This is a genomic window from Variovorax sp. P1_G12, assembly GCF_056405555.1.
Map to the genome: position 1 here is coordinate 176,152 of NZ_JBFUBW010000003.1, position 23,141 is coordinate 199,292.

At 63.8% G+C, this 23,141-nt stretch carries 20 protein-coding genes; 10 read left to right on the forward strand and 10 right to left on the reverse strand.

Annotation, left to right across the window (positions count from 1 at the left end; translation table 11 throughout):
* Positions 1 to 95 precede the first annotated feature (95 nt).
* Positions 96 to 578 (forward strand): transposase, encoded by a 483-nt coding sequence (locus AC1D2O_RS04950; RefSeq protein WP_478089889.1) that lies wholly within the window; start codon positions 96 to 98, stop codon positions 576 to 578.
* An 81-nt stretch (positions 579 to 659) separates the two neighbouring features.
* The gene (locus AC1D2O_RS04955) at positions 660 to 1,736 is read left to right on the forward strand and encodes a GSU2403 family nucleotidyltransferase fold protein (protein WP_478089888.1); all 1,077 of its coding nucleotides are present in this window, start codon (positions 660 to 662) and stop codon (positions 1,734 to 1,736) included.
* A 62-nt stretch (positions 1,737 to 1,798) separates the two neighbouring features.
* Here the strand turns inward: AC1D2O_RS04955 and AC1D2O_RS04960 are convergent, their stop codons facing one another.
* On the reverse strand, positions 1,799 to 2,032 hold the full coding sequence (locus AC1D2O_RS04960) for a hypothetical protein (RefSeq protein WP_478089887.1): 234 nt from the start codon (positions 2,030 to 2,032) through the stop codon (positions 1,799 to 1,801).
* A gap of 103 nt (positions 2,033 to 2,135) precedes the next feature.
* Between AC1D2O_RS04960 and AC1D2O_RS04965 the strand changes: the two genes are divergently transcribed.
* A complete protein-coding gene (locus AC1D2O_RS04965) occupies positions 2,136 to 3,179 on the forward strand; it encodes an AraC family transcriptional regulator (RefSeq protein WP_478089886.1) in 1,044 nt (347 codons plus the stop codon).
* Positions 3,180 to 3,185: 6 nt separating this feature from the next.
* On the opposite strand, the gene AC1D2O_RS04970 is transcribed toward AC1D2O_RS04965, so the two are convergent.
* From AC1D2O_RS04970 to AC1D2O_RS04985, 4 genes are all read right to left on the reverse strand, one after another.
* A complete protein-coding gene (locus AC1D2O_RS04970; RefSeq protein ID WP_478089885.1) occupies positions 3,186 to 4,256 on the reverse strand; it encodes a beta-keto acid cleavage family enzyme in 1,071 nt (356 codons plus the stop codon).
* A gap of 66 nt (positions 4,257 to 4,322) precedes the next feature.
* Positions 4,323 to 5,165: a TauD/TfdA dioxygenase family protein gene (locus AC1D2O_RS04975; RefSeq protein WP_478156358.1), complete on the reverse strand. Its 843-nt coding sequence runs from the start codon at positions 5,163 to 5,165 to the stop codon at positions 4,323 to 4,325.
* A 32-nt stretch (positions 5,166 to 5,197) separates the two neighbouring features.
* The gene (locus tag AC1D2O_RS04980) at positions 5,198 to 6,166 is read right to left on the reverse strand and encodes a Bug family tripartite tricarboxylate transporter substrate binding protein (RefSeq protein WP_478094109.1); all 969 of its coding nucleotides are present in this window, start codon (positions 6,164 to 6,166) and stop codon (positions 5,198 to 5,200) included.
* A 23-nt stretch (positions 6,167 to 6,189) separates the two neighbouring features.
* Entirely contained in the window at positions 6,190 to 7,065 is an 876-nt protein-coding gene (locus AC1D2O_RS04985) for a Bug family tripartite tricarboxylate transporter substrate binding protein (protein ID WP_478094110.1), read from the reverse strand.
* Between the two features lie 285 nt (positions 7,066 to 7,350).
* On the opposite strand from AC1D2O_RS04985, the gene AC1D2O_RS04990 reads away from it, so the two are divergent.
* The 3 genes from AC1D2O_RS04990 (at position 7,351) to AC1D2O_RS05000 (ending at position 9,819) form a co-directional block, all read left to right on the forward strand.
* Complete coding sequence (locus tag AC1D2O_RS04990; RefSeq protein ID WP_478094107.1) at positions 7,351 to 8,322, forward strand: quinone oxidoreductase family protein; 972 nt, start codon at positions 7,351 to 7,353, stop codon at positions 8,320 to 8,322.
* 31 nt (positions 8,323 to 8,353) lie between these two features.
* Complete coding sequence (locus AC1D2O_RS04995; RefSeq protein ID WP_478156360.1) at positions 8,354 to 9,580, forward strand: porin; 1,227 nt, start codon at positions 8,354 to 8,356, stop codon at positions 9,578 to 9,580.
* Between the two features lie 62 nt (positions 9,581 to 9,642).
* Positions 9,643 to 9,819 carry a hypothetical protein gene (locus tag AC1D2O_RS05000; protein WP_478094917.1) on the forward strand — a complete coding sequence of 59 codons (177 nt, stop codon included), beginning with the start codon at positions 9,643 to 9,645 and terminating at the stop codon, positions 9,817 to 9,819.
* A gap of 30 nt (positions 9,820 to 9,849) precedes the next feature.
* On the opposite strand, the gene AC1D2O_RS05005 is transcribed toward AC1D2O_RS05000, so the two are convergent.
* Positions 9,850 to 10,005 carry a hypothetical protein gene (locus AC1D2O_RS05005; protein ID WP_478094915.1) on the reverse strand — a complete coding sequence of 52 codons (156 nt, stop codon included), beginning with the start codon at positions 10,003 to 10,005 and terminating at the stop codon, positions 9,850 to 9,852.
* 486 nt (positions 10,006 to 10,491) lie between these two features.
* On the opposite strand from AC1D2O_RS05005, the gene AC1D2O_RS05010 reads away from it, so the two are divergent.
* Positions 10,492 to 10,704 carry a hypothetical protein gene (locus AC1D2O_RS05010; protein WP_478095066.1) on the forward strand — a complete coding sequence of 71 codons (213 nt, stop codon included), beginning with the start codon at positions 10,492 to 10,494 and terminating at the stop codon, positions 10,702 to 10,704.
* 9 nt (positions 10,705 to 10,713) lie between these two features.
* Here the strand turns inward: AC1D2O_RS05010 and AC1D2O_RS05015 are convergent, their stop codons facing one another.
* The 3 genes from AC1D2O_RS05015 to AC1D2O_RS05025 all read right to left on the reverse strand — a co-directional run bounded on the left by AC1D2O_RS05015 (position 10,714) and on the right by AC1D2O_RS05025 (position 13,796).
* The gene (locus AC1D2O_RS05015) at positions 10,714 to 13,119 is read right to left on the reverse strand and encodes a hypothetical protein (protein ID WP_478156362.1); all 2,406 of its coding nucleotides are present in this window, start codon (positions 13,117 to 13,119) and stop codon (positions 10,714 to 10,716) included.
* A 45-nt stretch (positions 13,120 to 13,164) separates the two neighbouring features.
* Positions 13,165 to 13,311 (reverse strand): hypothetical protein, encoded by a 147-nt coding sequence (locus AC1D2O_RS05020; protein ID WP_477650350.1) that lies wholly within the window; start codon positions 13,309 to 13,311, stop codon positions 13,165 to 13,167.
* A 191-nt stretch (positions 13,312 to 13,502) separates the two neighbouring features.
* On the reverse strand, positions 13,503 to 13,796 hold the full coding sequence (locus AC1D2O_RS05025; protein WP_477650349.1) for a hypothetical protein: 294 nt from the start codon (positions 13,794 to 13,796) through the stop codon (positions 13,503 to 13,505).
* A gap of 92 nt (positions 13,797 to 13,888) precedes the next feature.
* Here AC1D2O_RS05025 and AC1D2O_RS05030 point away from each other — a divergent pair, with 92 nt between their 5' ends.
* The 3 genes from AC1D2O_RS05030 (at position 13,889) to AC1D2O_RS05040 (ending at position 19,265) form a co-directional block, all read left to right on the forward strand.
* Entirely contained in the window at positions 13,889 to 14,797 is a 909-nt protein-coding gene (locus AC1D2O_RS05030; RefSeq protein WP_477650348.1) for a methyltransferase family protein, read from the forward strand.
* Positions 14,798 to 15,238: 441 nt separating this feature from the next.
* The gene (locus AC1D2O_RS05035; protein ID WP_477650347.1) at positions 15,239 to 16,042 is read left to right on the forward strand and encodes an SGNH/GDSL hydrolase family protein; all 804 of its coding nucleotides are present in this window, start codon (positions 15,239 to 15,241) and stop codon (positions 16,040 to 16,042) included.
* Positions 16,043 to 16,298: 256 nt separating this feature from the next.
* The gene (locus tag AC1D2O_RS05040; RefSeq protein WP_478156365.1) at positions 16,299 to 19,265 is read left to right on the forward strand and encodes an ATP-binding protein; all 2,967 of its coding nucleotides are present in this window, start codon (positions 16,299 to 16,301) and stop codon (positions 19,263 to 19,265) included.
* On the opposite strand, the gene AC1D2O_RS05045 is transcribed toward AC1D2O_RS05040, so the two are convergent.
* Entirely contained in the window at positions 19,252 to 22,788 is a 3,537-nt protein-coding gene (locus AC1D2O_RS05045; protein WP_478156367.1) for a Dyp-type peroxidase, read from the reverse strand. The two genes, AC1D2O_RS05040 and AC1D2O_RS05045, sit on opposite strands and share 14 nt — an antisense overlap.
* Between the last annotated feature and the right edge of the window lie 353 nt (positions 22,789 to 23,141).

Genomic DNA, 23,141 nt, shown 5'->3' on the forward strand with positions numbered 1-23,141 from the left:
GCACGGGCGAATCCGGTGCGGCGGCGTTGAAGCGAGCAGGGACATGCCGGAGGTGACGCCGCCGGTCTGTGAAGGCTCATCGAGGGCAACCGCTGGTGGCGCAACTGGCGCAGTTGCGCGCCATCGGGCCTAACGGCGCTTGGGTGTTGGTCAAGGAGGTGTTCGGCTGGCGGCGCTTCGCCAACCGGCGCGAGCTGGCCGGCTGCCTGGGGCTGGCGCCTACGCATTATTCCAGCGGCGACCTCACGGTCGAACCAGCCGTCCGCGTCCTCGCAGAAAGACAGCCACTGCTTCGCGCGCGGGATCTGGTCGGGCAGAGTCTGCCTACGGCGGCGCTCACCCCACTGGTCGCGGCAGGCAAGCTCGAGCGCGTCGCCCGCGTGGTGTGCCTGCTATCTGCGCCGCGCGTCCACGGCATCGGTACACAGGCGCCGTTCGAGGTCTGGGTGGGAATTCCTCGCCACTTCCCCACGCCCCCGCCTGGACCAACCAACGCTGCGCGCAGTGCGCATGTCAGGGCGCGCAGCGTTGTGCGCATTTTATACTGCACCGAGCAGAAGATGCAGTATAACTTCTGATGAATTTGTTATACTTCATAGAACAATCGGCGCAGTATAACCATGAGGCCAGCAGAGCCAATCCTCTTCGACGACCTATCGATGTCAGCGCAGACCAACTTTGCGGAGTTGGTCGAACAGGCGCAGGCCCGAATGCTCGACCGTTCGATCGCCGACTTGACGGGCTCGTTCAACAAGAAGGAAATCAAAGGCATCCAATACTGGTACTGGCAGTTTCGCGACCTGGAAGGGAAAACCAAACAGGTCTACCTCGGCCCCGACGACGAGCGGCTTCGCGAGCTGATCCGATTGCGCTCAGAAGGAAAGCCCCGTGGCCATGACGGCTTGGCGAGGCTAGCGCACGCATGCACGTCGCTTGGATGCATGAACGTTTCGCATCAGCACTTCAAAGTGATCAATCGGCTCGCCGAGCACGGCTTCTTCAATGCCGGCGGCGTGCTCATCGGCACCCATGCCTTCATCGCGATGGGCAACATGCTAGGCGTCCGGTGGAACGGCGGATGGAAGACCAACGATATAGACTTCGCCCATGCGGGAAAGAACGTGTCGCTCGCACTTCCGACCAACGCCGAGGCCAACGTGCACGACGCGATCACCTCGCTCCAGATGGGACTCCTGCCCGCGAACTCGATCACCACCGGGCAGGGGGCGACCTACCTCAATGCGAAGAGCGGCGACATGCGCATCGACCTTCTGACGGTTGCGGGCCGCAGCGACAAAATCTATCGCCATGAACCGCTGAACGTGAACCTGCAGCCGCTCAAGTTCATGGAGTTCTCGCTTGAGAAGACCACGCAGACGGCGGTGATCTCCGGCGAGCACGCGCTCATCGTCAACATTCCTTCGCCATTGCGCTACGCGCTGCACAAGCTCGTGGTGATGGCCGAGCGCGAAGAGTCATTCCGCACGAAAATTGCGAAGGATGCAGGACAGGTCGCATCCATCGTTTCCTATGCCCTCGAACGATCACCGTACGCACTTCAGGAGGTGGCGGACGACATCATGGGTCGCGGTAAGGGATGGCGAAGCCGGATCGCCGAGGGCACGAAGATCCTTGCAACGTTTCACCCAGCCATCGCGGCGAACCTGAGCAGCGTCTTGAAGCTCCCTGCTCGCAAAGTAGCCAAGCCGCCGACGCTGGACGTTCAACGGGGCTGAAGCTCCAGCCGCGGGTCGGGTTGCGTTCCATCAACGGCCGCGAGAAGGCCTCTAGCGCTTCGTCATATCGTGCGCGCTCCGCTGAGTGCTCCGTGATCAAGGCGGATATAGGGAGGATGAAGGGCGCACGAATAGCGCGCGGTCGCGCCGTCGCGCCATAGCACGTCGTTGACCAGGAAAGGCTCTGGGAGCAGGACACAGCGTCTCTCGATCGGCGACGCCCAGATTGCAGCGATCGCGCAGTCCAGCGCCATCGAGGCGGTAGCGACCGGTGACACCAGATCGTTCGAGGTCATGGGGGTCACGGTGATCCTGGTCGTGGCGACGTTAACAGGGAAAGCCCACCTCGCCCGGGGACACGCTTCGGGGGCGAGACCGGACGATAATCGCGCCCACCCCATGAGACATATCGCTCGACTCGTGCGCAGCGCCAGCTTGATCGGCTACGTCGAGTTGGTGCAGTCTCTCGGCCGGGACCCCAATGCGTTCATGCGAACCGTGGGGCTGCAGGCCAAGTTCCTGGAAGACCCCGAGACGCTGATTCCGAGAGATGCCGCGCGCGAGTTGCTGGAGATCACCGCGCGTGCCACCAAGACGGAAGATCTGGCGCTGCGTCTTGCGGCCCAGCGCAAGCTCTCCGCCCTCGGGCCCATCAGCCTGGTGCTGAGGGAGGAGCCCACGCCGAGGGATGCCCTCGACACGCTGTGCCGCTACCTCAAGCTGGTGAACGCCTCGCTGATCGTCCGTGTCGAAGACACCGGCAGCCTGGTCATCATCCGGGAAGACTTGCTGCCAAGCCCCGGGCTGCAGATGCGACAGTCGGTGGAACTCTCCGTGGGCACCATGTTTCGCATGCTGGGCGATTTGATCGGATCGCATTGGCGGCCGCTTGAAGTCTGCTTCACGCATCGCCCGCCTGTGGACGTCTCCGCTCACCGGGCATTCTTCGGACGCAGCGTCAAGTTCAACCAGGAATTCAACGGCCTGGTCTGCCTGGCGACCGACTTGTCCAGACCACGCGAGCCCGGAGACCCGGTGGCGGCGGGCTTCGCGCGCAAATACCTGGAAGCGGACCTCAGGGATCGCAGCGAAAGTGTGCGGGAAACCTGCCGCCAACTCATCCTGGCATTGCTGCCTGGTGGCACCTGCACCGCGCAGGAGATTGCACGGCACCTGCGCGTCGATCGCCGCACGCTGCACCGCCGACTCGATGCGGAGGGGGTCACATTCAGCGGCTTGCTCGAACAGGTGCGGTCGGATCTGGTGAAGCGCCACTTGCGCGAGAGCGACCTGCCGCTCAGCGAGGTGGCTGAACTGCTAGGCTTCTCCAATCCCAGCAGTTTCAGTCACTGGTTCCACAATCTGTTCGGCTGCAGCGCCTCGCAATGGAGCAAACAAGCGGCTGTGATGGCGGCTCCGGGAGAATCCGGAGCAGGCAAGTGATGGGCTTCAGCCGAGGTCGCTGGCCGGTTTGCGCAGGAATCCCTGGTTGCCACCGTTGCGATTGGGCGCGAAGCCATTGGCCTGAAGCGTCTCTTCCGTCGTGTCGTAGAAGACCCCGATCTTCATGATCTCTCGTGCCTGTTTCGCTGTCGCGATGGGGCGGCCAAATTCGCCGGAGATACGCACCAACTGCTTGATCTGCTCGACGGAGCTCATCTTGCCCGTGCGGGTCTGGTTCCAAAGCACGTCCTCGATGCCGCACCGCACGTGGAGACCCAAGGCGATCCCGATCATGTTCACGGGCAGCACATTCAGCACCGAGCTTTCCACCGTGACCACCGCGCCGTCGGGCGCAGCACGCAGGAAGTTGGCCAGGTTGTAGATGTTTGCCTGATCCATGCCGCCGCTGATGGCCACCCAGTTCATCACCAGCGGCCCCTTGTAGATTCCGCGGCGAATCATCCGCTCGATCGTTTCAAAGCTGTTGATGTTGTAGCACTGAAACTCGCTCTGAATCCCGGCCGCGGTCAGGCGTCGAATGTGCTCTTCGGCCCAGCTGGGATTCGAGGGCACGATCATGTCCTTGTAGGTCGCATAGAGGTGTGGAAATCCTCGCGAAACTCCCTTGAAGTCATCTATACCGGCATGCTCCGTCACATTCATCTGCGTCGTGTTGACGGTGACAGTCACCTGGTCGGGCTTCGGATCGAGCTCGGCCAGCATATGTCGCGTGTCATCGCTGAGCCACTTGGCGGCCGAGCCATCATCTTCCGGCGCGAAGCTGATGGAGCCTCCCACTTGAATGATCATTTCCGGCACGCGGGCGCGCACCCCGGCGATCAGCTCATTGAACATGGACAGGCGCTTGCTGCCCTTGCCATCGGCTTCACGCACATGCAGATGCAGCACGGTGGCACCGGCTTCGTAGCAATCCACGGCCTTCTGGATCTGATCCTCCATCGTGACCGGGATGTCTTCCGGGAAGTCCGAGGGAATCCAGCCCGGTGCATAGGGAGCGGCGGTGATGATCAGAGGCTGCTGGTTCTCGGGGTACAGGTGGCCGTCAAGGAAGTTCATGGTGTTCTTTCCGCGTTGAAAAGTGAATATCGGGAATGTCGAAGTGGATGGAGTGACCTTGGAAAGTCAGTACGGAACGTCGCCGACGATGGCGGCGCGCTCCATCTTTCGCGGTGCGGGCCAGTAGTCGTTCACTGCATAGTGCTGAGTGCTGCGGTTGTCCCAGACGGCCACATCCCCAGGCTGCCAGGACCAGCGCACCTGGTACTCGGGAATACTGGCTCGGCTGAGCAGGTAGTTCAGCAGCAGCGATGCGCCCGGTGTCTTGTCGATGCCGTGGCGAATGTTCTCCGGCGTGTTGTGGTTGACGAAGTGCGTGGTGAAACTGCCGACATACAGAACCTTCTCGCCGGTTTCCGGATGCGTGCGCACGACCGGGTGCTCCGCCGGCGGGTTGTCCCGGTCCAGCTTGATGCGGTCTTCCTGGGACATGACGGCACCGAACGAAGGCTCGATGCTGGACTTGGCGCGAAGCTTCAGGATCTTCTGCTTGATCTCCTCCGGCAGTTCTTCATACGCCTGGACCATGTTGACCCAGATCGTGTCGCCGCCGATCTGCGGGCATTCGATGCAGCGCAGCACGGCACCCATCGAAGGGTTCTTGCGCCACAGGCCGTCGGAGTGATACGTGTTCTCGTAGCTGTGCCTCGAGTCGCTGCGATAGATGAGCGCCAATCCCGGGTATTGGGGGTCGCTGTTGAGCACCGGGTGGCTCTCCAACTTGCCGAAGCAGCGCGCAAAGGCTTGGTGGTCGGCGCGAGTGATGTCCTGGCCGCGGAAGAAAAGCACCTTGTGCTTCAGCAGCGCGGACTTGATCTGCGCGAAGCGTTCAGGGTCGCGCGATGCCTCGCCGAGGTGGACGTCCGTGACTTGAGCGCCGATGGCGGGCGTGATTTGACTGATCTTCATGGCTCGGTCTCCCGTAGGTTGCGTGATGCTGGTCAGTTCGGCTGGATGTCGAATTTCTTGACGATGGCGGCGTTGCGCTGGAACAGAGACTTGGTTTCGGCGAGCATCGCGGGTGTGTCGACGCTCACATCAGGCTCCAGCCCCAGGTCGATCAGCTTTTGCTGCACCGCGGGCGCGTCCGCTGCCTTCTTGACGGCCGCCTGAAGCTTCACCAGGACCTCGGGCGGCAGCTTGCTGGAGCCAAAGAAGCTGACCTGTCCCGGGAACTGGATGTCCGGATAGCCGAGTTCGGCCATGGTCGGCACGTCGGGGAAGTACCGGGAACGGCTCTTGCCGGCAACGGCATAGGGGCGAAGCTTGCCGCCCTTGATCAACGGCAGGGAAGTCAGCAAGCTGTCGAACATGATGTCGACCTGGCCGCCCAGCAAGTCCTGCAGCGCGGGCGGCGAGCCGGGGTAGCCCACGTGCTGCATGCCCAATCCAGCCTGATCACTGAAGATCAGTCCCGCGTAGTGCGACGAGGTGCCAGTACCGAAGCTGGCGAAACTGGTCTGGCCCTTGCGCGTCTTCAATTGGGCAACAAGACCCTGGAAGTCCTTGGCCGGGTAGCTTGCAGCGGTCACCAGCACACGGCTCGTCTGGGCCACCCTGGCGATGGTCACGATGTCCTTCAGCGGGTCGTACGGGACTTTCATCACGAGCGGCGCTTCGACCAGCAAGTTGATCGCCCCCATCGCGATGGTGTTGCCATCGGGTTCGGCCTTCAACATGGTGCTGAGTCCGATCGACCCCGTGGCGCCGGCGCGGTTTTCAACGATCACGGGTCGGCCCATGTCGATGGACATCTGTTGCCCGACCACACGGGCGGCGACGTCCATCGTTCCGCCCGGCGGTGCGGGCACGATCACCTTCAAGGGCTTGTCGCCGAACGCCCAGGCGCACAGCGCCAGCGAACAGCCGATCGACGCCATGGCAGCGCGTGCCAGTTGTTTCAGTTTCATCTTGGTCTCCGGTTCTGGACGCGTCAGTTCAGCTGGATGTTGAACTTCTTGACGATGGCAGCGTTGCGTTGGTACAGCGCCTTGTCTTCAGCGAGCATCGCGGGCGTGTCGACGCTGACGTCAGGCTCCAGGCCCACGTCGAACAGCTTCTTCTGCACCGCAGGGGCATCCGCTGCCTTCTTGACGATCGCCTGAAGCTTCGCCAGAACGTCGGCCGGCAGTTTGCTGGAGCCGTAGAAGCGGATCTGTCCCTGGAACTGGATCTCCGGAAAGCCGAGCTCGGTCATGGTCGGCACGTCAGGGAAGTACCCGGATCGGCTTTTCCCGGAAACGGCATAGACGCGCAGCTTGCCGCCCTTGATCAGCGGCAAGGAAGTCGCCATGCCATCGAACATCATGTCGACCTGGCCGCCGATCACGTCTTGAAGCGCGGGCGGCGATCCGGGATAGCCCACGTTCTGCATGCCCAGGTCAGCCTGATCGCTGAAGATCAGTCCCGAGTAATGCGAGGTCGTGCCATTGCCGTAGTTGGCAAAGCTGGATTTGCCTTTGCGCGACTTCAAATGGGCAAGAAGACCCTGGAAGTCCTTGGCCGGGTAGCTTGCACCCGTCACGAGCACATAGCTCGTCTTGGCCACCCTGGCGATGCTGACGATGTCTTTCAGCGGGTCGTACGGTACCTTCATCACCTGCGGCGATTCCACCAGCAAGTTGTTCGGCCCCACGACGATCGTGTCGCCATCGGGGGCGGCCTGCAGCATGGCTTGGAGTCCGATCGACCCGCTTGCACCGGGCCGGTTTTCGATGATCACCGGTCGGCCGATGTCCACGGACATCTGTTGCCCGACCACCCGGGCGGCGATGTCCGTTGTTCCGCCCGCCGGCGCCGGAACGATCACCTTCAAGGGCTTGTCGCCAAAGGCCCAGGCGCCGAGCGCCAGCGACCATCCGATCAGCACCAGGGCAGGGCGCGCAGCTCGTTTCAGTTTCATTTTTGTCTCCAGTTCATCCTCGTGTCGGACAGTGGGTTGCCGACGCCATCAGTATCCGACGCACCGCCGATCGACACTTGCTTGCCGGGGACATCGACTTGTCGAAATGGGCCATAACGGACGTCGCGCTTCCGGTTTGGTGACCGTCCCGCAAGAATCGCATCTCCACATGCATTCACCAGGAGACGCACCATGACCAAGGCCATCCGCTTCTATGAAACCGGGGCCGCCGATGTCCTGAAATTCGAGGATGTCGAAGTCGGCGAACCCGGAGCCGGCGAGGCACGCGTTCGCCACAGCTTCATCGCTGTCAACTTTGCCGACATCTACTTCCGGACCGGCTTCTATCCGCAGGCGCTGCCCAGTGGCCTCGGCACCGATGCGGTGGGCGTGGTCGAGGCCGTGGGGCCCGGCGTGACCGACGTCCGCGTGGGCGACCGGGTGGGCTATCTGGTGGGCCCGCCGGGGGCCTACTCGCAGGCACGCGTGATGCCTGCCAAGGTGCTGATCCCCTTGCCCGACGGTATCCCGGACCGCACCGCCGCCTCGCTCATCATGAAGGGCATGACGGCGCAGTACCTGTTCCGCCAGGTCTTTCCGCTGAAGGGCGGCGAGACGATCCTCTATCACGCGGCCGCCGGCGGCGTCGGCCTGATCGCCTGCCAATGGGCGCGCGCGCTGGGCGTGACGATGATCGGCACCGTCAGCACCGACGAGAAGGCCGCCATCGCCAAGGCCCACGGCTGCACGCACGCCATCGTGACTTCGCGCGAGAACATCGCCCAGCGCGTGCGCGAGATCACCGACGGCAAGGGCGTGCCGGTGGTGTACGACTCGGTCGGCAAGGACACGCTGGAAGCCTCGCTCGACAGCCTTCAGCAGCGCGGAACGATGGTCAGCAACGGCACTTCATCGGGCCCGGTCATCTTCAACACGGGACTGCTGGCGACCAAGGGTTCCATCTGGTTCACGCGCCCGGCGATGAGGCACTACATCGAGCCGCGCGAGCACATGCTCGACATGGCGCGGGAGCTGTTCGACCACGTGCTCGCCGGGCGGATCGTCAGCGAGCCGAGGCAGAGCTTTGACTTGGCCGATGCGGCCGAAGCGCATCGCGCCCTCGAAGGACGAAAGACGATCGGCTCCACCGTGCTGGTGGCCTGAGCGACGCGCGGCGATTAACAAAGAGACTCCAATGAAAAGAACCCTGATTGCCTTCGCCGTCCTCACTGGCGGCGGTGCTTCCGCTCAGTCCTCCGTCACGCTGTTCGGCGTCATCGACGCCACGGTCAGCAGTTATTCGAACAAGGCCGAGACGCCGCTTGGCGTCGGCGTCACGACCAGCAGCACAGGACAGAACAGTGGCGGCTACGCCAGCAGCCGCCTGGGCTTGCGTGGGACGGAGGATCTCGGGGGTGGTGCAGCGGCCAGTTTCTGGCTCGAGGGCGGATTGCTCAACGACACCGGCAACGGCGTCACTCCCAGCGGCGGTTTTGCCTTCAATCGCCGCTCGACGGTCAGCCTGTCAGGCGTCCTGGGTGAGGTCCGCCTCGGCAGGGACTACACGCCCACGTTCTGGAACGACGCGGTGGCCGATCCGTTCACCTCCAACGGCGTGGGCATCAACCTGATCGCCACCGCGAGCGGCTTCAACTCCCCGGGCCAGGTGGCCAACGGCTTCCAGGGCAACCCCAACTACCTTCGGGCCTCCAACTCGGTGGGCTACTTCCTGCCACCGAGCCTGGGGGGCTTCTACGGCCAGGTGATGTATGCCTTCAACGAGGCGAGCAAGTACGACCCGGGCACGCTGACCCCGAACCTGCCCAACGGCCAGCGCGCCGGGCGCTATGTCGGCGGTCGCTTCGGCTACACCAAGGGCCCGCTGGATGTCGCCTTGGCGGCGGGCCGAAGCACCATCGGGGACCAGTTCTTCCAGGGCACAACGACCAATCTCGGCATCTGGAACATCGCCGCCACGTACGACTTCGGCGTCGTCAAGCTGCTCGGCGAGTACTCGCACAACAAGTTGAAAACCGACTTCTCCGGCATCCCGCCGCTGCCCAACGCCTTCGGCTTCACCAGCCCGGGCGCCAACGGTGGACTGATCGGCGCGACGGTGCCGGTCGGACCCGGTCTGATCCGGGCCGTCTATACCCAGGTGAAGTACAACAACGTCACGGCCCTGAACCAGGTGGCGCGTGGCCTCTCGCCGGACCCGAAGTCCGAGAAGTTCGCCCTCGGCTATGTGCACAACCTGTCGAAGCGCACAGCCCTGTACGCGACCGTGGCACGGATCGACAACTCGAACGGCGCCGACCTCACGGTGGGCGGGCCGGCCTTCTACACGAAGCCGATCAACGGTTCCGTGCCGACTGCGCAGTCCTCCACCGGCTACGACGTCGGCATTCGACACATCTTCTGATCGCCAATGACCACATTGACCTTGACCGGCTGGCCGGCACTCGGACGCCACCTCTTCCCGGCGTGCTCGCCAGCGTCGTCGTGGCCGCCGCAGCCACGTTTCTGTCGCAGCACCATGGCGGGCCGGTGTTGCTCTTTGCACTGCTGCTCGGCATGGCGATGAACTGGTTCTGTCGCGATAGCGATGCGAAGCACACTGGAGCCAGGGTCTCGCCTTTCGCTCAAAAGGCCAGCGAGTAGAACGTCGAAGCTGCGGGCGAGACCTGGCCTTCAGCGCAATCGAACTGGCCCCGCGAATGCATCACGCTCGCGCGCCGGCGCGCCGCGCGGGGCCGGTGGTTTGGCCGGGTTGTGCCAGATCGCACGCCCGAGCAGTTGCAGGCCCAGGCGATCGTGCAGCGCCAGCGTCAGTCTCTCGACGTACATCGAGCGGGCGGGCGACGCCGCCGCCGCCGACGACGACGACTTTAGATGACTACCGGGGCTTACGTCATGCCGGACATGAGTGTGATGGTCAGCTTAGGAAGCGGACTGGAAAAAATCCCCCCGTTCTTRGAGGGGGGAAAGTTCCTGTAGAAGAACGGCCTGATCATCCGGTGCCGCGCCGTGCGGAACATGCGATGGTGGCGGCATTGAACTTGGGCCCATTGACCCGCGTCTCGTGGCACGCAACGTGAACTCGCAGCGACACACTATTAACCGGTGTGGGCGAGCACATGCTAGCCTACGAGGCCGCCCAAAGGACCCCCCTACCGTGCATCAATTTGACATACAGGTCATGGTCATGCTGTTTGGTCCGCATGTCCCTCCCCTCGCTGCGCCAAGTGTCCACGCGATCGTCGAGGGAAAGAGATCTTGCGCGGTCCGAGGGCAGGGAAAGTGTGGTCCTGGAACAGTGTCTGGAGCGATGAAGTGACCGCGCCAAGCAGCCCGCCTTCGCGCAAGCGCCAGCAGCGCCGCAGCAAGGCCGGCGCGGCCGTCGCTCCGTCGCTCCCCCCTTTCCGAGTCGTTCAGGTCGACCTGACCCCCGAACCGCCGGTGGCGCCAGACGACAAGAAGATCCACGAGCGCCGCCCGTTGCCGCCGGTGCCTGCGAAGCGCGCAGGCAAGTCGCCAAAGAAGTGATCTCCCGAGCTACAGCCATTCGATCTTCAGGATGGGATGAAGCTCGATGCCGTTGAGTGGAGAGACCCCGGTCTGGCCGTGAACTTTGTCAAAAAAACCGACGCCTGTGATGCGCGTGCGTGTTGGCTTCACCTTCGCGGCGAACGTGGGCATGTCCTCCGCGTCGAGTGCATCCCGCGTCACAAACGAAGGTGGCAACCGCTCCAACGCGAGCGGCTGGAGCGGCGCTCCTATGACCGCGTCGCGCGGCACCAGCATGTCATCGAGCTGCACGAAGTCGTGCGGCGATAGCGTGGCGATCAGCTTGTCGTCCACGGCCTGGCGGGCGACCCGGATGTTCTCGAGCCAGGGGCAATTGGCCGCGACGAACGGTGCGCGCGGTGTTGGCACCTCGGCAATCATCTGCTTGCCACCGGCACCGAGAAGCACCAGGTGATAGTCGCCATCGGCCTCCTGCTTCACGCTGATGATGTCGCACTCGACGCGCCACACCGTGAACTCGACCGGGCCGCGCCGGCGTTCCTGGTACCGCGGGAACAGCTCGCTCTGCGGCCGCATGTCCGCCGGACGCGGGATCCGGTCCAGCTCTTCGATGGTGGCGTCCACCACGCCGGTTTGCAGCTTGTGGCCGTCGATCACATTCTTGCCCACGAGCACCGTGTCGCGATCGGTTCCGGTCTTCAACGGCCAGCGCTCCACGCCGGGCTTGGTGACGATGCGCAGCGGGACCATCATCTCGAGGTCGGCGGGCATGCCGCGCGCGCCTTCGGCCATGCACGCGGCCTCGATAGTGGCAGCGACCTGGTCGCTCACGGTCGGCAACCGGTTCACGTCCGTGAACGCCGTGGACAAGTCGTCGAGGCCGCGATCCGTCGCGGGCAGGGGCAGTACAGGTGGCAAGGGCACCGCCGCGTCGATTTCACCCACACGCCCGAAGATGACGAAGCGAGGTGTGACATCGCGGTTCGACCCGTTGCCGATGCCCTTCATCGTGAACCCTGTGGCGGCGAACAGGCGCCGGTCCGGGAAGACGGGACGAATCGCCAAGTAGTCGCCCCACTCGCCCTTGCCCTCATCGTCGAGTGGGCCGCGCTCGCCGCTCGCGGCGACCACGTCCTTGCGCGTGGCGGTGAGGATGCCGACGACATGGGTCGGAAATCGCGGGCCGCCGCCTACCATATAGGTGATCCCGACGTCGCCTGTCGCGTTGCTGGACAATGCCCCGTAGCACGTGGCCGACTGAGGCTCGAACACGTTGATGTTCTCCAGCAGCGAGAAGTTCGTGGCGTCGATGCGCGCGATCTGCACGAAGGGCTGGGCCCGTTGGTTCGAGCGCCGGTCAACGCTCCACGCGAACCAGAGTTGCCCCTGGTTTAGCGTGGCACCGGTCAGGCGCGGATCGGCACGGTCGAGCCAGCGTCGGCCGTCGGGTGTCCGTGACATGTAGCCGTTGCCGCCGATCCAGCGGGCCACTGGCACGTCGACACGCGACGGCTTTGACTGGCCCTCGGGCCAGCCAAACACGGCCAGCGTACTGGTATCCGCATGCGCGGCGAAGAACCCCGTGTCTGTGCAGTTCTGCGCCACCCGAAAGCTCTGCAGATCAAACGAGACGAAAGGCCGGCCGTCCATGGCCGGGGTTGCGGTAGTCAGGCTGTCGATCCGAATCCGCGCCACGCCCGATCCGAACCGCTGCCCGGGTCCAAAGATGTTGGTCGTGACGTACAGATCATTGCGGCCGACTGCAAGGTCGGGAAAGTCCAGGAACGCTCCGGGCACGCCAAACACCTGCGTCGTGAGGTCCAAATGCCGCCACCTGCCTTGCGCCGCGTCGGTCGTCGTTGCAAAGGCGACGCGTTGGATGTTGTCTCCTTCGTCCGGCCCGTACTGGAGGAGCCAGACGAAGGTGTCGATCTGCGGTATGTATTGCGCCACCTGGTCGCAGCAGAACCGGGACTTCGGAGAAGGGTCAGGAAACGCCGTAGCCGGGTCCATGAACTGGAACGTCGCCCCCCCGTCGAGCGAAAGGGCCGCATACCAGTTGCCGGTGTAGAGCACGACTTGTCCGTTGACGGCGCACGTTGGCTCGCCCACATTGGAGGCGGTGCGGTTCGCCGCCGGCTGGCCGAGCTCCGTGTTGACCACGATCCGGACTTCGTCACCGGGGGCTTCCGCCGCGAACGTGGGCGCAGAGAACCGTGCGTCGCGCGTGCTGCTGTGGACGTTGCGCTCAGTACCTTCGCGCACCAGGGGAAGCAGGTGGCGCGGATGGATGCGCCTGGGCCGCTCGATTGTCGGTGGCTCGTTCAGCAACTTCACGCTGGCCGATTTGCTGGCGAGGCGCGCCGAGCCCTCAGAGCGCGGAACGGGCTTCGACTTCGGCTGTTTGTCGCCGCCGGTTTTCTTTGTTGCCATCGCGGGCCTCCACGGGGCAGGTGGTGATTCGATCGTCTGACGGCGTCACTTCCCCTTATCCTTATCCTTGCGGTTGCGCCGCTTCAGTGCGAGGTAGCACAGGCCTGCAATCGGGATTGCGAACAGAAGGAACTCGAACGCGCCGGACCCGCCATCCGGAGAGATGCCGAAGATCTGCTCGATGAAGTCCATGATCGCTCCTTAGTGCACATGGTTTCCGCCTTCGATCGGCGGTGGTTCGAGACGGTGTCATGTCGCCGCAACGTAGATCTTGACGCCTCCGACACACGATGACACCCTCAATCTTGGTGAGAAAAGTGTGATCAGGGATCACGTCCGGTCGGGTGGCGGCCGATGCCAACCGCGGCGATGAGGCTGGTGGTCTACGATCCTGTCTTGTCGTTCTGGCAATCGTTGCATTCGATCAGCTGGGCGCTGACGATGTCGTGGATCTCGTTGTGCTGGTGGCTGGAATCGGTGATCCAGCGGCCGCTGAAGGTCATGGTGCAGCCCTGCGTGATCGCCTCACCCTTTTCGTCGAAGTCGCGCAACTCGTCAGCGATCCAGCCAATCCCGCCTCCAATGGCGCCTCCGCTGAGCGCTCCAAAGCCGCCGCTCGAAGATCTGCAGAGCGAACTCTTCTCCGATTTCCATTGTCGATTGGGCGAGCGGCTCATCCACGGATCTACCAATTCGGTCTTTCTGCATTTGCATCGCCGGATAGGTTGGTTCGTCGCCTTGGGGATCGGGCTTGGAGGAGCTTCGAACGTTGAGCAATGAGCTCGTCGAAGCGCGCTTGGATAGTGCTATCAAAAGGATCCGGGCTTACCGACGTGGCCATCAGGCGCGCGCTTGCTCGGAACTAGTCGCGGAACGGCCGCCCGCGGCGATCGCCCCACCAGGTCGCGGTGTTGAAGGCACGGGTGCCGCGCGGCAGGCTGGACGCCGCCGTGCCTGGCGTATGGTTTTCGAAGGCGCCGGATATACCATTCACGTGTCTATGGATCCGCTCTACAAGAAAGCCATCGCGCAAGGGGTTGCGGGGATGGCCGTATTCGTTGCCTTTATTTTCTTGCCCGCGGGCACGTGGAATTATTGGCAAGGCTGGCTCTTCATCGCAGTCTTTTCCGTCTTGACCATCGGCTTCACCGTCTATCTCGCCCTCCACGACAGGCCGCTTCTCGAGCGCCGCATGAATGCCGGACCACAGCATGAGAAAGAATGGTCGCAGAAGATCATCGTGTCGCTCATCATTCTCGCGTTTTCTGTTTTTATCATCCTACCTCCACTCGACTACCGCTTTGGCGTCTCGCCGGTGCCCGCATACTTGTCCTTTGTCGGGAACATCGTGATCGTATTGTCATTTCTCTTTATTTTCTGGGTGCTGAAGGTCAATAGTTACGCAGCAGCGAACATCAGTGTCACGGCCAATCAAAGAGTGATCGACAGCGGCCCCTACGCGTATGTGCGTCATCCTATGTACGCTGGCGCGCTCTGGCTTTTCATCGGCATGCCGCTGGCACTTGGCTCGTGGCTCACGATCTGTCTCGTCCCGCTCGTCCTGCCGGTGCTTTTCTGGCGGCTTCTTGATGAAGAAAGGATCTTGCGCCGCGATCTTCCCGGCTACAACGAATACGCAAGCCGTGTACGTCATCGTGTCATTCCGTATGTCTGGTAGGAATGGGGCCAGCCATAACGAGACATCGGTGCGCCTGTTGGTGTAGCGCATTGGGTCCATCGGCAACGTCGCGGCCGCCAAGCTGTATTCGGCACTGGCCCTGACCAACAAATGCTCGGTCTCGGGCGTGGCGTCGGCCGACTTGCTTGAGGAGCCCTTTGCGGGTCACCCCGTTGAGGACACCGTGCAGGTCACCCCGGCGTTTCGACGCACTCCGAGTGACGAGGTGCTGCGCTGTGCAGCGACCTGAGCAACGGGGGCTGCGTGAGCGTTGAGTCTCGCGACCTGTCGGACGACTTCCGGGCCTGTCCATAGCGCCTTTCCACACGCTGCGCATCCGCAGAAGTGGTCATGATCCGCCTCGCAATTTCGAGCAGGATAACGTGGACCCGAACCGCCCAGGCCGCGCGAGCGTTCTATTCAACCTAAGGACCAGAGCCCATGCCGATCTCAAACTATCCGAACATCGCCACCGTCGGCGAGGACACAGGAACTGACTCGATCGCGATGGGAGACTCGTGGTTCTCCTATGTCTTCCTCGGCGGCTCCCTCATCAATCACATCAACAACTTTCTATCGACGAAAGGTCATTCCTGCAAGACTGTGGCCTACATGGGCGCAGAGATTGGCTATTTCGTCAGCGGCAAGTACAAGACACTTGCCAATCAGCTGCTGAAGTTCTGGGCGCCGTCGGCGCAAGCGCTATTCCTGAGTGGCGGCGGCAACGAGTTTGCTGGAATGTCAGACATGCGGCCCCTGCTCAAGCAAGACTGCTCTGGTGAAACGACATCCGCGGGGTGCTTTCGGGATGGCGGCATAGACGATGAGGGAACCCTGAACTGGCTGATGGCGCAGACCTTCGAGAACTATGCGATTCTTATCCACCGGGCGCTCAATAGGATGCCGCCGGACGTCAAGGTCTTCCTTCACACCTACGACTACGCGATCCCGACGGGCAAACCGGCAATTCCTGGAACTGAAGCCTGGCTGAAGCCAGCGTTTGACGACGCCCAGATCCCGCTTCCGCTGCAGCAGGGTTGCGTCAATCTCTTGATCGACAGGTGCGCCGACAACATGGATGCTCTGAGGAAATCTCTCCCGAACAGGATCGTCGTCGTCGACACCAGGAACATTCTTTCGCCAGGGGATTGGGCCAACGAGCTTCACCCGAACCCCGCGGGCTTCGCGAAACTCGCCAACACAGCGTGGCTACCGGCCCTTCAAGCTGCCAGCTTGGCAGCCTAGGGCGTGAGGCATCCAGAATCGACTGAACTTCGTCCCAAAGGGGGGGCGGATGGATCTAGGCCAAGACCCGCACATCGAAATGGCCCCGAGGCCTGTCGCTGCCTCGGTGCATCGAGAAAACCCGCTGCTGGTTGAGCCCTGGATTCAATCGTGATGTCCCGGATCCCAATGTGGCGGTCCCCCCTTTGGCCGGTGGATCAATCGGCTTATTGACTTGTGGCGGATTCCGTCGGACCCTTGCGGTTCTGGGGAACCCATGAACAACGAGTCGCATGGCGAGTTGACTGGCATCGAGCTCGGCAGGCGCTATCTGACCTTGCTCTTCGCCGACCTCTCCGACTCCACAGAGCTCGCAGAAGTCATCGAGACTGAGCACTACGCTGCCATCCTGGACGCGGTGCGTAAGGTCTACCGAGACACCATCCCGCGGCATGGCGGGATGGTGGTGCGTGTCCAGGGCGATGGGCTGCTGGCGATGTTCGGCTATCCGGTGACGCGCGAAGACGACGGCCGGGGCGCGGTCGTGGCCGCCCTGGAGATGCACCAGAGGATCCGGGAACTGCGGTCCCAGCTCCCGGAAAGCCGCACGCTGCGCCTGCATACCGGCATCCATTCCGGCCTGGTGCTTATGAGCGGCGGCGATGTCGAGTTGGGCCGTTTTGAACTGCTCGGCCCGGTGCCCAACATCACCTCCAGGTTGTCTGACGCCGCAGGTCCGCACGAGATCCTGGTCAGCGAGGAGACACTCGGACCCGCCAGTCGATTCTTTCTCACCGGTCCGCCGCACCTGCTGAAGGTCAAGGGCCGCGCCGCGCCGCTGCTGGTCTACCGCGTGGACGCCCGCGCCAGCCTGGCCGAGAGCTTCGCCGCCACGTCTCGCCAAGGCCCCACCGTATTCGTGGGCCGCCGTGCCGAGCTTGCTCTGCTGGAACGCGCGATGGACGATGCGATCGCCGGGCACACCCGCTCGGTCGCGGTTGCCGGGCCTCCAGGCATCGGCAAGACGCGACTGGTCGAACACTTCCTGGGGCGGGTCGTGCAGCGCGGCTGCACGGTACTGCGCGGCTACTGCGAGAGCGAATTGCGTGCCGAGCCACTGCAACCGTTTCATCACATGTTGCAATCGTTGGCCGTCGAAGCGCCGCCCAACACGCCGCAAGGCTTTGACGCGTTGTTCGCGCAGGTGGCTGCGCAGCGGCCGCTGTTGTTGTTCGTGGACGACTGGCAATGGGCGGACGATGCATCACACCAAGTGTTGGCCGCGCTGCGCAAACGCCGGGATGGACGGCTGCTGATCGTGCTGTCGACGCGCCTGATCGCCGCCACGCAAGGGACCGTGGTCGCGGACCAAACTCTTGCGCTAATGCCATTGAGCGATGCCGAGGCGACACGCGCAATAGAGATCCGCATGCCTGGGCTCGATCCGTTCGTCGTCGAGGAAATCTGCAGTCATGCCAGCGGTAACCCGCTGTTCCTGGAGGAGTTGTGCCACTCGGCGGCACGCGCCGATTCGGGGCGGCGCATGGGACGAGCGCAGGGATCGGGGTGGCTGAACCGGCTCGTCGAGTCGCGCGTGCAGCAATTGCCTGCGGCCCAGATCGAGCTGGTGCGCGTGGCCGCTGTGATCGGCAACGTGATTCCCGCGTGGCTGCTCGAAGCCATCACGGGCCACCGTGCGGACGGGCCACTGCAGTTGGGCTTGGCCGAGCAGGATTTCATCTTTCCCGGTGAGATGTCCGGCACTTTGCGGTTCAAGCACGGCCTCACGCGCGACATCATCTACGAGTCCGTGGGCCTGCATCTTCGCCAGGAGTTGCACCTGCGCATTGCCGAGGCCATACGGCAGCACGCCGCCGTCGGATCCGGAGGCGAGGCCCTGGAAGCGCTGGCCTTGCACTTCGATGCGGGCGGCGACGCAGTCCAGGCGGCGCGCTTCGCCGAAATGGCGGGCGACAGGGCTCTCTCCGCCTCGGCGCTTGACCGCGCGCGCTCTCTGTATCGCGTAGCGCTTGCCGCGCTCGACCGGCTGCCCATGAGCCCCGAGGTGGCACTGCGTTGGGTCGCTATCGTCCAGCGGCTGGGTCGCGTGTGTGTGTTCGACCCGGTGCGCAGCGAGCTTCCCCTGTACGTTCGCGCAGTCGAACTCGCCGAGCGATATGGCGATGTCGCGACAATTGCACGTTCGCGCCATTGGCTCGGCTACATCAGCTATGGGCTGGGCGATTGCCTGATCGCTATCGCCCACTGCGAGCGGGCGCTGATCGAGGCGCAGGCTGCGCGGGACGAAAAGTTGACGATGCAGGTCGTGGCGGCACTGGGCGAGGCGCATGGTGCCACCGCGCAGTACGATCGCGCGCTGGTTTTCCTGGACGAGGCCATTGCCGTCAAGCGCCTACACCGAAGCGGGCGCCACCTCAACGTCGGTCTGGCCTACTCGCTGGTCTGTCGCGCCTGCGTGCTGGGCGACCGTGGCCTGTTCGCCCAGGCGCACGAGTGTTTCGAGGAAGCGGTCAGCTGCATCGCCTCCGCTTCCCATGAGATCGGCACCACTATCCACGGTCTGCAGAGTGCGGTGCTGCTGTGGCAGGGTCGCTGGGAAGAGGCGCGTACGGCCGCCGAGGAGTCCGGCCGCATTGCCGAAGCGACACGCAGCCTCACGCAGTTGTCGGTGGCGCGTGCGATGGATGCCTTCGCCGGTTGGATGCTGACGCGCCAGCCCGAATTCCTGCAGACCATCATTGACGTCACGGCTTGGCTGGAGCCGCGCGAGAGTGCGTTGTTCCGCTCGCTCAACCATGGCTGGCTGGCCGCCGGCCTGATCCATGCCGGGCGGCGCGACGCCGCCCGCCGCCACGCCGCGCAGGCGCTGCAACGGGGCCGGCAGCGCGATTTTCTGGGTGTGGCCATGAGTTACCGCGCGTTGGCCCGCGACGCCGCTGCGTCCCACAGGCCGGAGCAAGTTCTGCACTATTTCGACATGGCGATGAAGACGGCGCGGGCGCGTGATTCGGCGCACGAGATCGCCGTGACACAACTGTGCGCCGCTGAGATCGCGTGGTGCCATCAGGGGCACCGCCTGAACTCGCAACTCGACGAGGCCACATGCGCCTTCGAGCGCATGAGCATGCCATGGCATCTCGCGCACGCGATGCATTTGCGTGCGTCCATCGACGCGGCTTCCGTCCCGCCGGAAATTGCGTTGACCGGCCCTATGGTGGCGTGAGGATCAGCAGCACCGGCGATCCCGTCGATCGCAGCGTACCGGCGTTCATCAGGCCGGCGAACATGGCCAGCAGAACACCCATGGCCATCGCGTAACCGGGGCAGCCATGCACGGTGGGTTGCGCGGCGCCCGCCTTGTCGCGGCCGAATATCAGCTCGTTGGGTGTGGTGGGATCGGTCAACGCGGACGTGAGGCCAAGGACGACGCGCATGTTGTCGTCCTGGTTGACTACACCGGCTTTGACGGGACTGCGCCACAGCATCTCCGGCACCGGGCGTCTGCGCATCGTGGCGAAGAGCGGGCCGCGCAGGGCGGCGTTGGCTTCGTCGTAGGTGGGGTCGACGCCGGTGGTCGATTCGAACAAGGCTTGCTGGTGCTGCCAGAGCGCCTCGTCCTTGATCCAGGTCTCCATCGTGCGGATGAAGTTGCCTTGCACCGTGGGCGGAAAGCCAAGCAGCACGCCGGCGAGGCTGAGCGCATACGTCTCTTCGGAAACGGTGGGTCCCAATTGGGTCTTGATTGTCGCGGCAAGCGTTCCCGGCGTGCCTCCACTCTGGAGCCAGTCTTTCACGGCCTTGAGTACCGACTGACCCTGCTGGCAACCCGCCTGCTGCACCTCCGCGCGGGGATGCGGAGAAAAGATAAATCGCGATGTGGTCGCAAAGTTCCCGGGACACCGGGGCATGCCGGCGTTTTCTTCGAGGCGCCCGCCCGTCTGCATGAACGCGGAGGGCGCTGGAGGTAGTGTGTCGGGCAGCCCGATCCATGCCTTGCACAAGGCCGCCATCACGAAGTCGCTGAAGCTGACCAGATCGATCGGGCGCCGCACCGGGTCGTCCGGATTCAACGGGGGCAGGTCGGGGAACTGGGTCAGCAGAGATTTCACGATCGGCGCGGTCGCGTCGTACGCAGCCTTTTCGTCGATGGACAGGATCGCGGCATTGAGGGGCTGTTGCTCGGTGCGCTTGGGCCCCGGGTCCAGGCCCAGCAGGTTCAGCCCGATCGATGCGGTCATGCGGACGCCGTAGCCCTCGACCGAGTACTCGCTTCGGGCGTGGTCTTTCAGCGCCTTGAACACCTCCGCCTGCGTTCCCAGGAGTTTCCCATAGGGCGTGCCCTGCAGCGATGCGTCGCCCGCGCGGACCAGCGCCCATGCGGCTGGCGCCTTGTCAGGATCGTCAAGGCGCTGCCGCACGACGTCGCGCGCGGCGGCCTCCTGCTGCGCCGGCGTTTCCACCGGGGGCAAGGGTTGCTGCGCGACCGGCGCCGGCGGGCCGGCCACATAGGAGTTCAGGCTGGCCAGCACGGCCAGCGGGGGCACGAACAGGTACACGCCCCATTCGAGCTGCGCCAGCGGCTTGTCGTCGAAGGTGAACCTGGCGACGCTGCCGTTGCCGTCGAAATAGCGGAACATGTACGACTCTCCGGCCTGTGGCACCCGCAAGAACGGGTCGCCCTGCGACGAGCCCACGCCGCTGCTGTTGCCGCCGGCGATCCAGCGCTGGATCGACTCGAACTGCTCGGCGATGCTGGCGCAGTAGGCCAGGAACATCACGCCGCGCTCGGTGGTGCGATCGGTGGTCGACTTCGGGCCGTATGAGACGCCGCGGCGCAGGATGCGCGGGATATAGGGCCGCCCATCGCGCGGGTTTGCACGGCGAATGTGGGAATGAAACGGGCAGGCGTCGCTCGCGACGGGCGCCGCGTAGTTGAAATCGTTCGGCCCGGTGGCGCCGGTGGGCAGGGGCGCCAGCGGCGTGCCGGATGACTGCCGGCCCATCATGTGCGCGAGCAACTCGTCGCGCTGCGGGGCCGAGAGACCCGCCATCGCACTGTCCACGTGGTCGACGCGCTGGCGGATCTTTCGCACGACGAGGTACGTGCCATTCATCAGGAGGGGATCGATTGCCGGGTTCGGCGCATCGCCTCGATCGTTGCCATGGCCCAGCAGCAGTTCGCCGGCACTCACCAGGTCGCTGTGCGCGACCGCCGGAATCGCGGGGGACTGGCTTGAATAGACCTGCGGCTGGCTGATGCCGTCGACGAAGTCCAGGTGCCCCGTGGTCTGTTGCGCCTGGTTGCGGTAGCTGCGTGTCGGCTCGACGGCCAGCACGCGCAAGCCGGTGCCCGCGGCTTGCAGGGCGTCCACCGCGGTTCTCAACGTGGGGTGCAGGGTGGATGACGTATTTGTTGCGTCGATCATGCGCAGTTGGATGACTATGTGGACTGCCCTCATGTCAATGCGTCGGCCGCCGCCGGCTTGCTGCCCATAGGCCACTGGCCTGCGCCAGCGGTCGGGGTGATTGCCCCGTACGTCGCCCAGCACCGCGCAGCGGCTCTCCATGCCCTCGATGAACTCCTGTGGGAATTCGTTCAGCCGCACGGGCGAGATGGCAAGCGCCTGGAGCCCTGCATACGTGAAGCCGCACAGGTAGCCGATGCCCCCCGGCGTCATCGGGCCGCATTTCGGGGTCAGGCTGGCCAGGTGCGCGATTGCCTGTTGGGCATTCTCGACGCGCAGCAACACCACGCAGCCGTGGGTGATGAGTTCAGCGCTGCCGAAGATGTGGGCCTGCAGTTGCGCTGGGTTGTAGGGCAACGCCGCCACAGCTGCGACCGGCGCGGCGGGCGGGCCCTTGAGCCAGGCCAACTCGTCGGCAAGCTGCACGCGCGTCTTGGCCCAGATAGCGCTTTCCTGGGGCGAGCCAAGGTTGGCGTTGAGATCCTGCATGACCTTCAGGGGCCCTTGCAGGATTGACTGGGCGAAGCGGCGCAGTGTGCCCATTTCACCGTCGTTGTTGGCCGCGTTGCCGCTGGGGAAATAGATCGACAGCCGGTACAGTCCCTTGAGCGTGCGTAGCGGCAGCACCAGGGTGCCTAACCGGTTGGCCGTCGCCTTGCTCATCGCATCTGCCTGTTGCCTTGCCGCGGAGGGCACCGCGAGTCTTGCGATCTCTGCGTCGAGCGTGACCCGGTCGCCACGCTCACGTTGCGCCTTCTCCACCGCCGCAAGATAGGGGTGATCGCCCAGCGGCATCGCCGAATCGGCGTAGAAGGTGCCGGCCTCGACCTCGTTGGCGCGCACCCAGGCGCAGTAAGTTTCGAAGCGCGAGGTGCGTGAGCCGGGATAGCCTTCGCAATGAGAGAATAGCAAGTCGAGCAGCGTGCCGATGTCGCGGTAGATCACCCGCATGTAGGTCTCCCAGCCGCCGTCGAAGGTCACGTTCAGGGACAGGCGCCAGATGCCGATGCCCGACTGGGTCGGCGCCGCCGGATCCGGCGGCACGATGGCGTAGCGGAAGTGGTGAATGATCGAGAACTGCCCAATCACATCGGGGAAGATTGGCTGCAGCAACTCTGATTCGCGAGTGTTCTGCCGCGCGGAGAACAACGCGTCGAGCACCTTGCGCAAGCGTTCGAGATAGCTCACGGGGTCGAAACCTATCACCATGCCGGACTTGATCGGGGCGAAGACCGACAGGTTCGTGATCCCGCCCAGGCCGGTGCTTTTTTTCAGCGTCATGTCCGCGCCTCTTTCTCGTGCGTTGTCACGCCGATGTGACAGACGGCATGGACAACTTGGCAGGCAAAAGAAAAAGGCTCTTGAACGTGCCCGCCATCAGCACGATGCCACCCATGCAACCACGCCGCCTCCTCAATCGTGAGTACTACTTGTAGCGTACATTTGGCAACCCATGATCAAGCAGATCTTCGCGCACGAACAGGAGAAGTTCCCGGCGGCGGGGCCGCTTCCTCGATCCATAACGGCTACGGCATCTGCTTGCATTCAAGGTCGGGGAGGACGGCACAGAGGGCTTGAAATGTGGATTGGCGGTGTCGGAGTATTTGCTCGACGGCAAAATTGACAACTGGCCG

Excerpts from the sequence above, each read along its gene's own strand:
- AC1D2O_RS04970 (WP_478089885.1), bottom strand. The coding sequence starts at position 4,256 with ATGAACTTCCTTGACGGCCACCTGTACCCCGAGAACCAGCAGCCTCTG.
- AC1D2O_RS04990 (WP_478094107.1), top strand. The coding sequence starts at position 7,351 with ATGACCAAGGCCATCCGCTTCTATGAAACCGGGGCCGCCGATGTCCTG.
- AC1D2O_RS04995 (WP_478156360.1), top strand. The coding sequence starts at position 8,354 with ATGAAAAGAACCCTGATTGCCTTCGCCGTCCTCACTGGCGGCGGTGCT.
- AC1D2O_RS05005 (WP_478094915.1), bottom strand. The coding sequence starts at position 10,005 with ATGTACGTCGAGAGACTGACGCTGGCGCTGCACGATCGCCTGGGCCTG.
- AC1D2O_RS04975 (WP_478156358.1), bottom strand. The coding sequence starts at position 5,165 with ATGAAGATCAGTCAAATCACGCCCGCCATCGGCGCTCAAGTCACGGAC.
- AC1D2O_RS05035 (WP_477650347.1), top strand. The coding sequence starts at position 15,239 with ATGCCGATCTCAAACTATCCGAACATCGCCACCGTCGGCGAGGACACA.
- AC1D2O_RS05015 (WP_478156362.1), bottom strand. The coding sequence starts at position 13,119 with ATGGCAACAAAGAAAACCGGCGGCGACAAACAGCCGAAGTCGAAGCCC.
- AC1D2O_RS05020 (WP_477650350.1), bottom strand. The coding sequence starts at position 13,311 with ATGGACTTCATCGAGCAGATCTTCGGCATCTCTCCGGATGGCGGGTCC.
- AC1D2O_RS04965 (WP_478089886.1), top strand. The coding sequence starts at position 2,136 with ATGAGACATATCGCTCGACTCGTGCGCAGCGCCAGCTTGATCGGCTAC.
- AC1D2O_RS04955 (WP_478089888.1), top strand. The coding sequence starts at position 660 with ATGTCAGCGCAGACCAACTTTGCGGAGTTGGTCGAACAGGCGCAGGCC.
- AC1D2O_RS05040 (WP_478156365.1), top strand. The coding sequence starts at position 16,299 with ATGAACAACGAGTCGCATGGCGAGTTGACTGGCATCGAGCTCGGCAGG.
- AC1D2O_RS05045 (WP_478156367.1), bottom strand. The coding sequence starts at position 22,788 with ATGACGCTGAAAAAAAGCACCGGCCTGGGCGGGATCACGAACCTGTCG.
- AC1D2O_RS04960 (WP_478089887.1), bottom strand. The coding sequence starts at position 2,032 with ATGACCTCGAACGATCTGGTGTCACCGGTCGCTACCGCCTCGATGGCG.
- AC1D2O_RS04980 (WP_478094109.1), bottom strand. The coding sequence starts at position 6,166 with ATGAAACTGAAACAACTGGCACGCGCTGCCATGGCGTCGATCGGCTGT.
- AC1D2O_RS05025 (WP_477650349.1), bottom strand. The coding sequence starts at position 13,796 with ATGAGCCGCTCGCCCAATCGACAATGGAAATCGGAGAAGAGTTCGCTC.